Origin of the sequence: Niallia sp. Man26 (assembly GCF_022049065.2) — a bacterium.
GTDB lineage: Bacteria > Bacillota > Bacilli > Bacillales > Cytobacillaceae > Niallia.
In genome coordinates, this window is record NZ_CP095743.1 from 253,138 (window position 1) to 267,052 (window position 13,915).

Genomic DNA, 13,915 nt, shown 5'->3' on the forward strand with positions numbered 1-13,915 from the left:
TAAATTATTAGCAAATAGAAAGGAGCGAGTAGTAATGAATTCTAGCAAGACTATCCATGTAGTTTCTTCAACAGATGATAATTATGTTCCCCATCTAGGAGTAATGTTTGTCTCACTTCTAGAAAACACACAAAAAAACAGAAAGGTGCAGCTGTATGTCCTTAATGGCGGCATAACGGAGAAGAACAAACAATGGCTGCAAAACACTGTGGCCCCGTACCAAACTTCCATACAATTCCTGGACGTCGATCCAAAACAATATGAAAATGCAGTCGAAAGCAGACATATCACAAAAGCCTCCTATTATCGTATTTCCATTCCTGATTTAATTTCAGAACCAGATATTGAAAAGGTGCTTTATATTGACAGCGACACTGTTGTGCTTGAAGATGTCTCTTCCATTTATGATCAGGATATTTCTCCAAACATAGCTGCGGCTGTAATAGATTGTGGACTTCATGACAGATTAGCAACACTCGGTGTCAGTGAGGAAGCCAATTATTTCAATGCTGGTATCATGCTTATCGACTTAAAAAACTGGCGTGAGAACCAAATTACAGAGAAAGCCTTTGAGTATATTAAGAATGCAACAGATGAGCAGCTAGAATACCATGACCAAGATATTCTTAATACATTGCTTTGCAATAAGTGGCTGGAGCTTCATCCAAAATGGAATGCTCAGGCGTATTTATTGTTAAAACAGAGGAGATTAGAGTTTATAGATGAAATTAAAAAGCAAGAAGCCTTTAGCAAACCTGCCATCGTTCATTTCTGCGGAGAGGAAAAACCGTGGCTTAAAGGCTATGTTCATCCATATAAAAAGACATACTATCATTTCTTAGCTAAAACAGCGTCTGGATTAGAGCAAGGGACAAGCGCTAAGAATTTTTAAAGGGAAAAAGCTGATAAATTCAGCTTTTTTTATATAGAAGAGGCCGAAACTTAAGTTTCGGCCTCTTTTAATGTCTTTTATTTAGTTAGGCATTCGTGATCTAGAGCGAGTACTTCCTTTAGATTGCTTCTTTTTATCCATCATCTTTTTTACGATAGGATAGATGACAGGAGCCCATTTAATGACTGTACGTATCATTTTTTTCATATCTATCACTCCTTTTTCTTATCTATTCCCTGCAATAAGTGTATATAAACAAGCCAAAATGAGGCAGAGTCCTGTATTTTGGCTATAATAAATATTGTATTTGCAGAAGAAAGAGCATATAGTTTTTATTAAATGAGATGCAACAATTTAAGACGGAAATACGTCTAAATAGAAAGTATAGAGAAATAAGCAAAGGAAAGGGTAAAATGATGGAGAAAATCAAATCCCTGCTGGAGATGTTCTGGCGGTTTTGGAAAAGAAGACATTTAACACAAATTCTTCTTTTAGCATTGTTATTATTTGTTCTAGTTTCTATATTATATTTTATGTATTTAGCAAGTCAGGCAAATGTAAGTACGTTGAAGGCTGGGCTTAGCCAAGCTACTGTTATTTATGATAAAGACGGCGACGAGGCAACGGAGATAAAGACAGAACGGACAGAAGGCATTGAGCTTAAGGATGTGCCGGACTATGTACCGGGTGCAGTCGTTTCTATTGAAGATGAGCGGTTCTACAGCCATAATGGCTTTGATTTGAAAGGGATAACGCGAGCGTTTTTTAAAAACCTGCTTGCTGGAAGTATAACAGGCGGGGGCAGCACGATCACCCAGCAGCTGACAAAAAATGCACTGTTATCTTCTGAACAAACATACAAACGAAAAGCAGAGGAATTGTTTTTGGCTGTGGAAATAGAGAAGCACTACAGCAAGGATGAAATTCTGCAGATGTATTTAAATCATGTTTATTTTGGCAGCGGTGCTTGGGGTATTGATCAAGCAGCCAAAAAATATTACAACAAGAATATCAAGGATGTTTCCATAAGCGAAGCAGCATTGCTTGCAGGGCTTTTACAGGCTCCATCTTCTCTTGATCCGTACAAAAATTATGATGGTGCCATCAAGCGAAGAAATGTAGTGTTAGGGAAAATGAAAGAAGAAAATGTCATTACAGAAGATGAATATAAGGATGCTGTCGCTGAAAAGATTGTTCTAGAGGACGGCGGAGGTTCGTTCATTGACAGAGATTATCCTTATTTTGTTGATTCCGTTATAAGTGAAGCAATTTCCGAGTATGGTCTTACTCAAGAGGAAATTCTGACTAGAGGGTATAAAATTTATACAGAAATGGACCAGAATCTCCAATCAACACTTGAAAAAACATTTGCAAACGATTCGCTTTTCCCATCGAGCAGTGATGGAACAAGCGCACAGGGCGGGGCTGTGCTGCTCGACCCCGAGACAGGCGGTATAAGAGGTCTTGTTGGAGGCAGAGGCGAACAAGTCTTCAGAGGATTAAACAGAGCTACACAAATTAAGGTGCAGCCTGGTTCGACAATGAAGCCGCTGGCAGTTTACACCCCCGCATTGGAACAGGGCTATAAGACAACCTCCATTTTGAAGGATGAGCCGTTTAAAAAGGGTAACTATGAGCCGCAAAACTTCTCGAAAACATATCAAGGAGAAGTGCCAATGTATGAGGCGTTAGAGAAGTCCTTAAATGTTCCTGCTGTTTGGCTTTTAGATAAAATTGGCATTGATAAAGGGCTGGATGCATTAAATAGATTCGGCATTCCATATGATGAGAAAGAAGATAAATATTTAGGTATTGCGCTTGGAGGAATGTATGAGGGAGTGTCGCCGCTGCAGATGGCAGAAGCGTACTCAACATTTCCGAATGATGGCGTTCGGATGGAAGGACATTTAATCACTAAAATCGTCGGACCGACAGGCAATGTGATTGCAGAGTATAAGTCGAAGTCGACTAAAGTAACATCAAAATCCGTCGCAGAGGATATGACCTCGATGCTGCTGGATGTTATAGATTCAGGAACAGGCCAAGGAGCAAAGGTTACAGGCTTTGAGATTGCTGGGAAAACAGGCTCGACTCAATTAGACAATGCTAATCTGTCTGGCACAAAGGATCAATGGTTTGTAGGCTATACACCAAATCTAGTTGGAGCGATGTGGCTTGGGTATGATAAAACAGATGAGCAGCATTATTTAAAGAGTAAAAGCTCTGGAGATGTTGTGCCGATTTTTAAAACGATTATGGATCAAGCAGTACAGTATGTAGAACCAGAAAATTTCTCTGTAATATCTGTAAGTGACCAGCTTGCTGGCAAGACTGAGCGAACACAGAAAGTAGAGGAAACAAAAGAAGCAATCAAGGAAAAAGCGAAAGAGATACAGACTACCATTGAAGAGAATTCTTCCAAATGGGGCCAAGTATTGGATGAAATGAAAGAGGACGCAGGCATCATCAGTGATAAGCTCAAGAATAAATGGAATGAAATAATGGGTCAATAAAATAAAGGAGGCTGGAACACAATGTTCCAGCCTCCTTTATATGATTTGTGCCAATTTTTAAAGGAAAAAAAGAGTATATATAATAGAAGCGTTTAGTTTGGCTAAAAATGGTTCAATATCCTTTTAAAAAAGTATATGTGACAAGTTTATGGACATAGATTTTCATAGCCACATCTGCTATAATTACTGAGTTGGTATCTTCTTGGAAAATGTTTGCTAGATTTAGGGGTAAATCAATTATGACAATTGGTAAATTTATCCTTACGATTTTTGTCACATTTACAGGCTTCGAGATATGATATCATCATACAGGTAGTAATAATAGATATTTTACCTATTTAAAATGAATGTTCTATGTCTAAATCTTGAACATTCTGTGAATATTTTAACATTTAAAGTTAAATTGGAAGGAGATGCACTAAATTGAAGTCAAAAAAAGGCTTGTTATTATCACTTCTAGCGATTTTGCCAATTTTTGTACTGAGCGGCTGTGAAAGCATGGTTGTTTTTGATCCTAAGGGCCCTGTTGCTAAGAGCTTAATGGATTTGATCAACTGGTCGCTTATTTTTATGACAATTATCGTACTAGTTGTTTTTGGTTTGTTCGCGTACATTGTTTGGAAATACCGCGCTAAACCGGAAAACGAAGGCTATGAGCCGCCAGAGGAGCACGGAAGCACAGTGCTTGAAATTGTCTGGACAGTTATTCCTTTCTTAATTATCATTGCTTTGACTATCCCAACTGTTAAAACTATTTATGCAGTAGAGGATATTCCGAAGAATTATGAAGATCAAGAACCAGTTGTGATTAATGTAACATCTGCAGATTGGAAATGGATTTTCAGCTATCCGGAAGAAGGAATTGAAACTGTTAACTATGTAAAAATTCCTGCTGGTGTTCCGATTGAGTTCAAATTGACTTCTGCTGGAACAATGCAATCTTTCTGGGTTCCACAGCTTGCTGGGCAAAAGTACACAATGTATGGAGCTGAAACTGAGTTGTACTTAGTTGCAGATCATACAGGAGAATACTTAGGACAAAATACAAACTTCAACGGTAAAGGATATGCAGAGATGCAATTCAACGTAGAAGCTGAAACACAAGACGATTACGATGCTTGGGTTGATGAAGTTAAAGATACTGCACCTAAGTTGACAGAAGATAAATATAAAGAATTGTTGAAGCCGACTCATCTAGGGCGCATGACATTCTCTAATACTCATTTAGAGTGGATTGACCATGGAAAAGGCGGAACTTCTAACTACTACTTGAACCCTGAATTGTACAAAGTTCATGGTTATCAAGGTAAAATCTTCGATCATGAAGATGCAGACAGCGAAGAGAAAACTGATGGGGGTGAGCATTGATGGACATTAAATGGAATGAAATCCTTGTACAAGGAGATCCGTTGATCCTCGGTTCCCAAATCGGTATCGCATTGACGATGATTGGTGCTGTTGTTCTAATCACGTACTTGAAAAAATGGCGTTACCTTTGGGATGAGTGGATCACAACTGTCGATCATAAACGTATTGGTATAATGTACATCATTGTTGCGGTATTGATGTTCTTCCGCGGCGGTATTGATGGATTAATGATGAAAACACAAACAGCGGCACCAGACATGAAGTTCCTGGATGCACAGCACTATGATGAAGTATTTACAACACATGGTGTTATCATGATCTTGTTCATGGCGATGCCTGCTTTAATTGGTCTTATGAACGTTGTTATTCCGTTGCAAATCGGAGCGCGTGACGTTGCATTCCCGCAGCTGAACGCATTAAGCTTCTGGCTGACTTTCGCTGGAGCAATGCTTTTCAATATTTCTTTCGTAGTCGGTGGTTCACCAGATGCTGGTTGGACATCGTACTTCCCGCTTGCAGGTAAGGAGTTCACACCTGGGGTAGGTAACAACTATTACGCAATTGCCTTGCAGATTGCCGGGGCAGGTACATTGATGACAGGTATTAACTTTGTTGTCACAATCCTGAAAATGCGTACTAAAGGCATGACATTAATGAAAATGCCTATGTTTACATGGACTGCGTTATTGACAAACGTCCTAATCATTTTTGCATTCCCAATCCTTACAGTTGCATTAGCATTGATGACATTTGACCGTATGTTCGGTACACATTTCTTCACTGTTTCTGGCGGAGGAAATGCAATGCTTTGGAACAACTTATTCTGGCTATGGGGACATCCAGAAGTATATATTGTTGTCCTGCCGGCTTTCGGTATGTTCTCAGAAATTATTTCTACGTTCTCAAGAAAAACATTATATGGTTATAAATCTATGATTATTTCCATTGTTGGTATTGCGATTTTGAGTTTCGTTGTTTGGGTTCACCATTTCTACACAATGGGATCTGGACCTGTCGTTAACTCCGTATTCTCTATTACAACAATGCTGATTGCGGTTCCGACCGGGGTTAAGATTTTCAACTGGTTGTTTACCATGAGAAAAGGTCGTATCCAATTTACGACTGCAATGCTATGGTCACTTGCATTTATTCCAACCTTCACTATCGGTGGGGTAACAGGGGTTATGCTTGCAATGGCTGCAGCTGACTATCAATACCATAATACGTTATTCCTAGTGGCTCACTTCCATTATGTGTTGATTCCTGGGGTAGTATACGCAGTATTTGCTGGATTCTATTACTGGTGGCCAAAGATGTTCGGTCATGCATTGAACGAACGTCTTGGAAAATGGCATTTCTGGTTATTTAATATCGGTTTCAACGTAACATTCATGCCAATGTTCTTCCTTGGCCTTAAAGGTGCAGTTAGACGTTCTTACACGTTCTCTGCAGAATCAGGATTTGCACCGTTATTCGCAGTTTCAGCAGTAGGATCATTGATTCTAGCAGCTGGTTTCGCAGTATTAGTGTACAACATCTACTGGAGTGCACGTTATGCAAAACGCAATATCTCTACAGATCCATGGGATGCAAGAACATTAGAATGGCATACAGCTTCACCTGTACAGTTCTATAACTTTGCTCAACTGCCTGAAGTTAAAACATTAGATGCTTTCTGGCACATGAAGAAAAAAGATAAAGATGCGTTAGTTCTAAAAGAAGACGAGTTAGAAGAAATTCATATGCCAAGCAATTCAGGGCTTCCATTCATTATGTGTGTAATCTTTGGAGCTGCCGGATTCTTCATGGTATTTGAGTGGATTCCTCTAGCAGCAATTGCAGCTGCCTTTATATTCGTAGGCTTGCTTGTACGTTCCTTCGATTACGATGAAGGTTACCACGTAAAAGTCGACGAAGTTAAGAAAATTGAGCGTGCATGGAGGGGTGAAAAATAATGGCTAAAGTAGATACTTCTTTACCGTTGGAGTACCAAACGGAACAGAACCGTCTGAACATTTTCGGTTTCTGGATTTTCTTGGGTGCTGAAATAGTCTTATTTGCATCATTGTTCGCCGCACATGGCTCTCTATACAATGCATTCGCAGATGGACCTACTCCTAAAGATTTATTTATACTAAAAGACGTTATGATTGAAACATTGCTGCTGTTAACAAGTAGTTTCACATGCGGTATTGCTATCTGGTATATGCGCCGCAACAACTTGAAAGGCTTGTTAACATGGCTTGTTATTACATTGTTACTTGGTGCTGGTTTCGTATTCTTCGAGGTGACTGAGTTCATCCATTATGTTCATGAAGGTGCGAAAATGCAGACAAGCGCATATTTCTCAAGCTTCTTTGTACTGTTAGGAACACACGGACTTCACGTTTCTATCGGTATCGGCTGGGCAATTGCAGTTATTATTCAATTAGTTAAACGTGGATTGACACCTACGACTGCGCGTAAAACGTTTATTATCAGCTTATATTGGCACTTTTTAGACGTTGTGTGGATCTTTATCTTCACATTCGTTTATCTAGCAAGGATGGTGTAATAGATGGCGAAACATAATAGCAGTTTTCCGACAGGTCACGTAGCAGGATTTATCGTATCTATATTGCTGACTTTTGCAACAGTAGGTGCTGTAAGATATACAGATCTGCCTTTCGTGACAATCATGTGGATTATTGGTTCTTTAGCAGTTATCCAAGCACTTCTTCAGCTTTTCATGTTCATGCATTTAACTGAAGGTGAAGGCAAAATGCAAATGATTAATATCATTTATGCATTCTTCTGTGCGATTGTTGTTGCAGCAGGAACTATTTGGGTAATGACATCAGGACATGTTCATTACTAATTGATAAAAACCTCCGAGAAATCGGAGGTTTTTTTGTTGTTTTAAGCCTAGTACGAACGAACTAATTGAGAATAAAATGACTGGAAAATGGAAACTTGTTCAAGAAAAACCATTGACGATAATCAAAAAAATGATAAAATCAGTTTAAGAGCGTAAATGATAATGAAAATCATTTGAGAATTTTTTTTAGATAGAATTACTTTTTAAGGAGGCGAGTTGAGAGAGGTTTTTGACTCAATCTACCATCTATGAAGATAAGATATTTAGCCATCATGTTAATAGTGTTGTCAATCGCCTCCTTGTTTATAGGAGTTATTGATATTAATCCTTTGAGCATCTTTAAGCTGACAGAGGATCAAAAAGAAATATTATTAATCAGCAGGTTCCCCCGATTAATAAGCATTATTATTGCAGGTGTAAGCCTTAGCGTTTGCGGACTAATTATGCAGCAAATTACCAGAAATAAATTTGTGTCTCCAACAACAGCAGGCACGATGGACTGGGCAAGATTTGGCATTCTTATTGCGCTCATGATGTTCACAACTGCAACTCCGATTGTTAAAATGCTTGTTGCCTTCGTTTTTGCATTGCTTGGTACATTCCTGTTTATGCAAATACTGAATCGAATCAAATTTAAGGATGCCATTTTCATCCCGCTTGTCGGCTTGATGCTTGGAAACATCATCAGCTCCATTACAACATTCTTTTCTATGAAGAATGATCTTGTACAAAACATGTCATCATGGCTCCAAGGTGATTTTTCACTGATCATGGAAGGAAGATATGAGCTCCTGTACATAAGCATTCCTGTCGTCATTATCGCATATCTATATGCGAACAAATTCACAATCGCCGGCATGGGTGAAGAGTTCTCCACGAACTTAGGTCTTAACCATAAAAGAGTGGTAAATATTGGGTTGATTATTGTTGCCCTTGTTTCATCAGTTGTACTGCTCACGGTCGGTATGATTCCATTTTTAGGGCTTATCATTCCTAATATAGTCTCTCTCTACAGAGGAGATAACTTGAAGAACAGCTTAACGCACACAGCATTACTTGGTGCAAACTTTGTGCTGATATGCGATATCCTTGGACGGATAATCATTTATCCTTATGAAATCTCGATAGGTGTAATGGTTGGCGTTATCGGGAGTGCCATATTCCTTTATTTATTGATAAGGAGAAGAACGTATGAATCAGCCTAAGAGAAAACTTTTACTTCTAGCGATAATAGCCGTTCTGCTTATTGCAGTATTCATGCTGATAAAGGTGAGCAGTGTGAATTGGGAATATGTTATACCAAGAAGAGCAATCAAAATATTAGCAATATGCCTGACAGGCGGATGTATCGCATTTTCATCCATGGTTTTCCAGACCATCACTAATAACCGAATCCTAACACCGAGTATTCTAGGTCTAGATTCTTTGTATTTATTTATCCAAACGTTTGTAGTTTTCTTTTTCGGTTCACAGAGCTTAACGATGTTGAACAGTAATGTTAACTTTCTGTTATCAGTCGGGCTGATGATTCTTTTCTCAGTTGCCCTTTACTACTTGTTCTTCCGAAAAGGAAGTCAGAATATCCTGCTGCTTCTCCTGATTGGGATTATTCTTGGCAGCTTCTTCTCAAGTCTGTCATCTTTTATGCAGATGCTGATAGATCCTAATGAGTTTTTGATTGTTCAAGACAAAATGTTTGCTAGCTTTAATAGTGTAAATACGGATATTTTGACAATATGTATTGTGATAATTGCAGTGATTGCTATTTACGTGTCACGCTACAGCAAGTTTTTCGATGTAATGTCACTTGGAAAAGAGCAGGCAATCAATCTGGGAATTGATTATGATCGTGTTGTAAGAAATATGCTCGTTGTAGTTGCAATTCTGGTCAGTGTATCAACTGCTCTTGTCGGACCAATCACCTTCCTTGGATTGCTCGTCGTGAATCTTGCAAGAGAATTCCTTAGAACGTATAAACACAGCCAACTCATTGCAGGTTCCATCTTGTTAAGCATCATAGCCCTTGTTGGCGGTTTGCTCATAGTGGAAAGAGTGTTTACATTCTCGACAACAATCAGTGTTATCATCAACTTTGTCGGCGGAATTTATTTCATCTATTTATTGTTAAAGGAGAGAAGAGCATGGTAGAGGTCAAGAATGTCAGTAAACAATACAATGGAAAAAGCGTCCTTGAAAATGTGTCTCTTTCCATCGAAAAAGGAAAGATTACTTCCTTTATCGGCCCGAACGGTGCCGGGAAAAGCACATTGTTATCCATCATCAGCAGGCTGATTAAAGCTGACAACGGTGAAGTCCTGATTGATGGGCAAGATGTCTCCACTACAAAAAGCAATATTCTGGCAAAAAAGATTTCCATCCTCAAGCAGAGCAATCATATTAATATACGATTGACTGTTAAGGAACTAGTAAGTTTCGGAAGGTTTCCTTATTCACAAGGAAGACTGACGAAAGAGGATGAAACAGCCGTGGCAGAAGCAATTTCGTATATGGAGCTTGATGAAATTCAGCATAAATATTTGGATCAATTGAGCGGCGGTCAGAAACAGCGAGCATATATTGCGATGGTTATTGCACAGGATACAGAATACATCTTGCTCGATGAGCCGCTGAACAATCTGGATATGAAGCATTCTGTGCAAATCATGAAGGTTCTTAGAAGGCTTGTAAATGAGCTGGGGAAAACAGTTGTCATTGTAATTCATGATATTAATTTTGCCTCTGTTTATTCTGACAATATAGTGGCATTAAAGAATGGCAAACTAGTTAATAATGGTCCAGCAGACAGTATTATCAATCAAGCTGTTCTAAAGGATATCTATGAAATGGATATGCAGATTGAGGAGATTAACGATCATAAAATCTGTGTCTATTTCGCTTAAAATCATAAATTAATGACTGTAAAGCTAAGCGGAACTAATGGTAGATGTTGTTCGATAAAAAGAAAGGAGGCAGTGTTTCTATGGAATACTTAAAAATAAGTCTCTTCGCCAGAAGAACCATAATAACACTACCATTAGCATTAGTACTTTTCTGTGTGACATTCTAGGAAAATGCACTAGGAAAATATTAATATCTCAATCATAGGATATTCTGTTTATCATTGCAATCAATTTAATTTAAATAATCTAAATATAATAATAGGGGTGTCTTAATTGAAGAAAAAACTATCTATATTATTCATAGCATTAGTTATGGCAGTATTAGCAGCTTGCGGCAATACTTCTACAAGCAGCAGTTCATCTGATAATGAAAAAGCAGCAGAACCAATTACAGTAAAACATGATTTAGGCGAAACAAAAGTTGATCCAAATCCAAAAAAAGTGGTTGTATTTGATATGGGTATCTTAGACACATTAGACAAACTTGGTGTAGAAGTAGCAGGTGTTCCACAAGACAGCCTTCCAGAGTATCTTTCAAAGTACAGTGACAGCAAATATACAAATGTCGGTGGACTTAAAGAGCCAGACTTAGAGGCAATAAGCGAATTGGCTCCAGATGTTATCTTTATTTCAGGCAGACAATCAGCAGCATATGAAGACTTAAGCGAAATTGCGCCAACTGTTTATGTGGGTGTTGATACGACTAAATATATGGAATCATTTAAGAGCAATATGGAACTAGTTGGACAAATCTTCGGTAAAGAAGATGCAGTAAAAGAAGAATTAGCAAATATTGATGAAACAATTTCAGCATTAAACGATAAAGCGAAGGCAGTAGAAGGTAAATCATTAGTAGTATTAGTAAATGACGGCAGTGTGAGTGCGTATGGATCTGGATCAAGATTCGGAATCATTCATGACGTATTTGGATTGGCTCAAGCAGACGAAAAAATTGAGGCTTCAACACATGGACAAAGCATTTCCTTTGAGTATATCGCAGAAAAGAACCCAGAATATCTATTTGTTGTAGATAGAGGCGCTGTTGTCGGCGGAGAATCCTCTGCAGAAAAAGTATTGGATAACGAGCTAGTTAACGGTACTGATGCAGCTAAAGACGGTCATATCATCTACTTAAATCCTAACTATTGGTACCTTTCTGGCGGTGGTTTGATTTCTACAGAAGAAATGGCGAAAGAAATCGATGCTGGTATTTCAAAATAATAATTTCTAAGATAGGAACCCGGTTTGCTTATAAGCAGAACGGGTTCTTTCATTTACAATTTATGAAAATGCTGCTATAGAGTTGCTTTTTCATAATTTTCGATAGAAAATATAAAAGAGAAAATATGTTTAAGATGGGCAAGGAGGATTTTCATGAGTATTCGATTTGGAATTATAGGAACAAACTGGATTACAGAATCATTTATTCAAGCAGCAAGTATGGTGGAGGAGTTCACTTTAGCTGCTGTGTATTCACGTTCAAAAGAAAAAGGTGAAGCATTTGCGCAAAAGTATAATGCAGAACATATATTCACAAGTCTGACTGAGATGGCAGAAAGTGATCAAGTCGATGCCGTATATATTGCAAGCCCCAACTCATTGCATGCGGAGCAGTCCATCCTTTTTTTAAAGAATAAAAAGCATGTTTTAACAGAAAAAGCATTCGCTTCGAATGTTAAGGAAGCGGAAATAATGATATCGGTTGCAAAAGAAAACAATGTGCTGCTGATGGAAGCTTTAAAGACAACCATGCTGCCTAATTTCAAGGTAATTCAAGAAAATATACATAAAATAGGGAAAGTTAGACGTGCTTTCGCAAGCTATTGTCAGTATTCTTCCCGCTATGACGCATACAAAGAAGGGAATATTCTTAATGCTTTCAAGCCGGAATTCTCTAATGGAGCATTAATGGATATCGGCGTGTACTGCATTTACCCAATGGTAGCCTTATTTGGAAAGCCTCAGTCTGTCAAAGCATCAAGCTATCTGCTTGAGAGCGGTGTCGATGGAGAAGGAAGCATCATTATGACCTATAAGGATATGGATATTGTGCTAATGTACTCTAAGATCACAAACTCCCTTATCCCATCAGAAATCCAAGGTGAGGATGGCAATATCTTAATAGATCAAATGAATACACCGCAAAAGATAGAGATAGCGTTCCGCAACGGGGAAAGAGAAGATGTTTCTGTTCAGCAAAAGGAAGAAGCTATGTATTACGAAGCGAAGGAGTTTATTGATACTATCCTTGCAGGGAAGACAGAATCGTCCATAAATTCCCTTGATTTATCCTTAGCTGTAATGGAAGTAATGGAAGAAGTAAGAAAACAAACAGGAATTGTGTTTCCTGCAGATAAAAAGTAAATCCTTGTTTAGACACTTAAAATAGCCTGGTGCTATTTTAAGAGAAAATATTGAAAGCGTTCTTACTGATTATGAAACGGGGGAGAAAATGCATGAAATTATTCGGTGCAGTGGAGGCTGGCGGAACAAAATTTGTATGTGCGGCGGGAACGGAAACAGGAGAAATTAAGGAACGTATCTCAATACCTACTACTACTCCAGAAGAAACGATGCCAGAGGTAATTGCTTTTTTTAAAAAGCATAAAGTGGAAGCAATCGGCATCGGCTCTTTCGGACCAATTGATGTAGATAATAATAGTCCGACATATGGCAACATCACGACAACTCCTAAGCTTGCTTGGAGAGATTACCCATTACTAAATGCGCTTAAGAAGGAATTTTCCATTCCAATGGGCTTCAATACGGATGTAAACATTGCAGCCTTAGGAGAAGCAGTTCTTGGAGCAGCTAAGGGACTTGACAGCTGTCTCTATATAACTGTAGGAACCGGAATAGGTGCAGGAGCAATAGTTCAAGGAGAGCTACTCCAAGGTTTAACACATCCTGAAATGGGTCACATCCTAGTGAGGAGACATCCTGAAGATAACTATAAGGGAAGATGTCCTTATCATGGAGATTGCCTTGAAGGATTAGCTGCAGGACCTGCTATTGAAGAAAGATGGGGCAAAAAAGCAATAGAATTAAGCGATAATAACAAGGTCTGGGAAATAGAAGGATATTATATTGCTCAAGCACTTATGCAATATATATTAATACTGTCACCGAAAAAAATCATCCTCGGTGGCGGGGTTATGAACCAGGAGCATGTTTTGTCACATATTAACCGCAATCTCAAGGAGCTTTTGAATGGCTATATCGAATTTCCCCAAGTCTCCTCAGATATAGACAATTATATTGTGAGACCGGGCCTTGGCGACAATGCAGGTATAACAGGCGGAATACTGCTGGCAAGCCGTGTATGGAAAGAAAGCATAAATAAATAATGAACAGGAAAAGCCTCCAGGGAAAACCCTTTTCCCTG

The 13,915-nt window shown here is 38.6% G+C and carries 13 protein-coding genes; 12 read left to right on the plus strand and 1 reads right to left on the minus strand.

Annotation, left to right across the window (positions count from 1 at the left end):
* The first annotated feature begins 34 nt into the window (after positions 1–34).
* On the plus strand, positions 35–892 hold the full coding sequence (locus L8T27_RS01370; RefSeq protein WP_233316880.1) for a glycosyltransferase family 8 protein: 858 nt from the start codon (positions 35–37) through the stop codon (positions 890–892).
* 81 nt (positions 893–973) lie between these two features.
* On the opposite strand, the gene L8T27_RS01375 is transcribed toward L8T27_RS01370, so the two are convergent.
* Complete coding sequence (locus L8T27_RS01375; RefSeq protein WP_233316881.1) at positions 974–1,099, minus strand: hypothetical protein; 126 nt, start codon at positions 1,097–1,099, stop codon at positions 974–976.
* 209 nt (positions 1,100–1,308) lie between these two features.
* Between L8T27_RS01375 and L8T27_RS01380 the strand changes: the two genes are divergently transcribed.
* The 11 genes from L8T27_RS01380 to L8T27_RS01430 all read left to right on the plus strand — a co-directional run bounded on the left by L8T27_RS01380 (position 1,309) and on the right by L8T27_RS01430 (position 13,877).
* The gene (locus L8T27_RS01380; RefSeq protein WP_237942202.1) at positions 1,309–3,405 is read left to right on the plus strand and encodes a transglycosylase domain-containing protein; all 2,097 of its coding nucleotides are present in this window, start codon (positions 1,309–1,311) and stop codon (positions 3,403–3,405) included.
* Positions 3,406–3,828: 423 nt separating this feature from the next.
* Positions 3,829–4,773, plus strand: a complete 945-nt coding sequence (gene qoxA / locus L8T27_RS01385) for a cytochrome aa3 quinol oxidase subunit II (protein ID WP_233316882.1) — start codon at positions 3,829–3,831, stop codon at positions 4,771–4,773.
* The gene (qoxB, locus tag L8T27_RS01390; protein WP_233316883.1) at positions 4,773–6,728 is read left to right on the plus strand and encodes a cytochrome aa3 quinol oxidase subunit I; all 1,956 of its coding nucleotides are present in this window, start codon (positions 4,773–4,775) and stop codon (positions 6,726–6,728) included. The genes qoxA and qoxB overlap by 1 nt, the downstream gene beginning before the upstream one ends.
* Positions 6,728–7,327, plus strand: coding sequence for a cytochrome aa3 quinol oxidase subunit III (gene qoxC / locus L8T27_RS01395; RefSeq protein ID WP_245399827.1), 600 nt, complete (start codon positions 6,728–6,730; stop codon positions 7,325–7,327). Before qoxB ends, qoxC begins: the two co-directional genes overlap by 1 nt.
* Positions 7,328–7,330: 3 nt before the next feature.
* On the plus strand, positions 7,331–7,630 hold the full coding sequence (gene qoxD, locus L8T27_RS01400; RefSeq protein ID WP_233316884.1) for a cytochrome aa3 quinol oxidase subunit IV: 300 nt from the start codon (positions 7,331–7,333) through the stop codon (positions 7,628–7,630).
* A 248-nt stretch (positions 7,631–7,878) separates the two neighbouring features.
* Positions 7,879–8,835 carry an ABC transporter permease gene (locus tag L8T27_RS01405; RefSeq protein WP_233316885.1) on the plus strand — a complete coding sequence of 319 codons (957 nt, stop codon included), beginning with the start codon at positions 7,879–7,881 and terminating at the stop codon, positions 8,833–8,835.
* The gene (locus L8T27_RS01410) at positions 8,822–9,778 is read left to right on the plus strand and encodes an iron chelate uptake ABC transporter family permease subunit (RefSeq protein WP_237940573.1); all 957 of its coding nucleotides are present in this window, start codon (positions 8,822–8,824) and stop codon (positions 9,776–9,778) included. The genes L8T27_RS01405 and L8T27_RS01410 overlap by 14 nt, the downstream gene beginning before the upstream one ends.
* Positions 9,772–10,530 (plus strand): iron ABC transporter ATP-binding protein, encoded by a 759-nt coding sequence (locus L8T27_RS01415; protein WP_233316887.1) that lies wholly within the window; start codon positions 9,772–9,774, stop codon positions 10,528–10,530. Before L8T27_RS01410 ends, L8T27_RS01415 begins: the two co-directional genes overlap by 7 nt.
* Positions 10,531–10,803: 273 nt before the next feature.
* Positions 10,804–11,751: a siderophore ABC transporter substrate-binding protein gene (locus L8T27_RS01420; RefSeq protein ID WP_282581412.1), complete on the plus strand. Its 948-nt coding sequence runs from the start codon at positions 10,804–10,806 to the stop codon at positions 11,749–11,751.
* Positions 11,752–11,904: 153 nt separating this feature from the next.
* Complete coding sequence (locus tag L8T27_RS01425) at positions 11,905–12,894, plus strand: Gfo/Idh/MocA family protein (RefSeq protein WP_233316888.1); 990 nt, start codon at positions 11,905–11,907, stop codon at positions 12,892–12,894.
* 92 nt (positions 12,895–12,986) lie between these two features.
* The gene (locus L8T27_RS01430) at positions 12,987–13,877 is read left to right on the plus strand and encodes an ROK family protein (protein ID WP_237940574.1); all 891 of its coding nucleotides are present in this window, start codon (positions 12,987–12,989) and stop codon (positions 13,875–13,877) included.
* Positions 13,878–13,915: the final 38 nt, after the last annotated feature.

What these genes read in the sequence shown, in the direction of transcription:
- L8T27_RS01370 (WP_233316880.1), top strand. Translation starts at nt 35, where the DNA reads ATGAATTCTAGCAAGACTATCCATGTAGTTTCTTCAACAGATGATAAT.
- L8T27_RS01375 (WP_233316881.1), bottom strand. Translation starts at nt 1,099, where the DNA reads ATGAAAAAAATGATACGTACAGTCATTAAATGGGCTCCTGTCATCTAT.
- L8T27_RS01380 (WP_237942202.1), top strand. Translation starts at nt 1,309, where the DNA reads ATGGAGAAAATCAAATCCCTGCTGGAGATGTTCTGGCGGTTTTGGAAA.
- qoxB (WP_233316883.1), top strand. Translation starts at nt 4,773, where the DNA reads ATGGACATTAAATGGAATGAAATCCTTGTACAAGGAGATCCGTTGATC.
- qoxC (WP_245399827.1), top strand. Translation starts at nt 6,728, where the DNA reads ATGGCTAAAGTAGATACTTCTTTACCGTTGGAGTACCAAACGGAACAG.
- qoxD (WP_233316884.1), top strand. Translation starts at nt 7,331, where the DNA reads ATGGCGAAACATAATAGCAGTTTTCCGACAGGTCACGTAGCAGGATTT.
- L8T27_RS01405 (WP_233316885.1), top strand. Translation starts at nt 7,879, where the DNA reads ATGAAGATAAGATATTTAGCCATCATGTTAATAGTGTTGTCAATCGCC.
- L8T27_RS01410 (WP_237940573.1), top strand. Translation starts at nt 8,822, where the DNA reads ATGAATCAGCCTAAGAGAAAACTTTTACTTCTAGCGATAATAGCCGTT.
- L8T27_RS01415 (WP_233316887.1), top strand. Translation starts at nt 9,772, where the DNA reads ATGGTAGAGGTCAAGAATGTCAGTAAACAATACAATGGAAAAAGCGTC.
- L8T27_RS01425 (WP_233316888.1), top strand. Translation starts at nt 11,905, where the DNA reads ATGAGTATTCGATTTGGAATTATAGGAACAAACTGGATTACAGAATCA.
- L8T27_RS01430 (WP_237940574.1), top strand. Translation starts at nt 12,987, where the DNA reads ATGAAATTATTCGGTGCAGTGGAGGCTGGCGGAACAAAATTTGTATGT.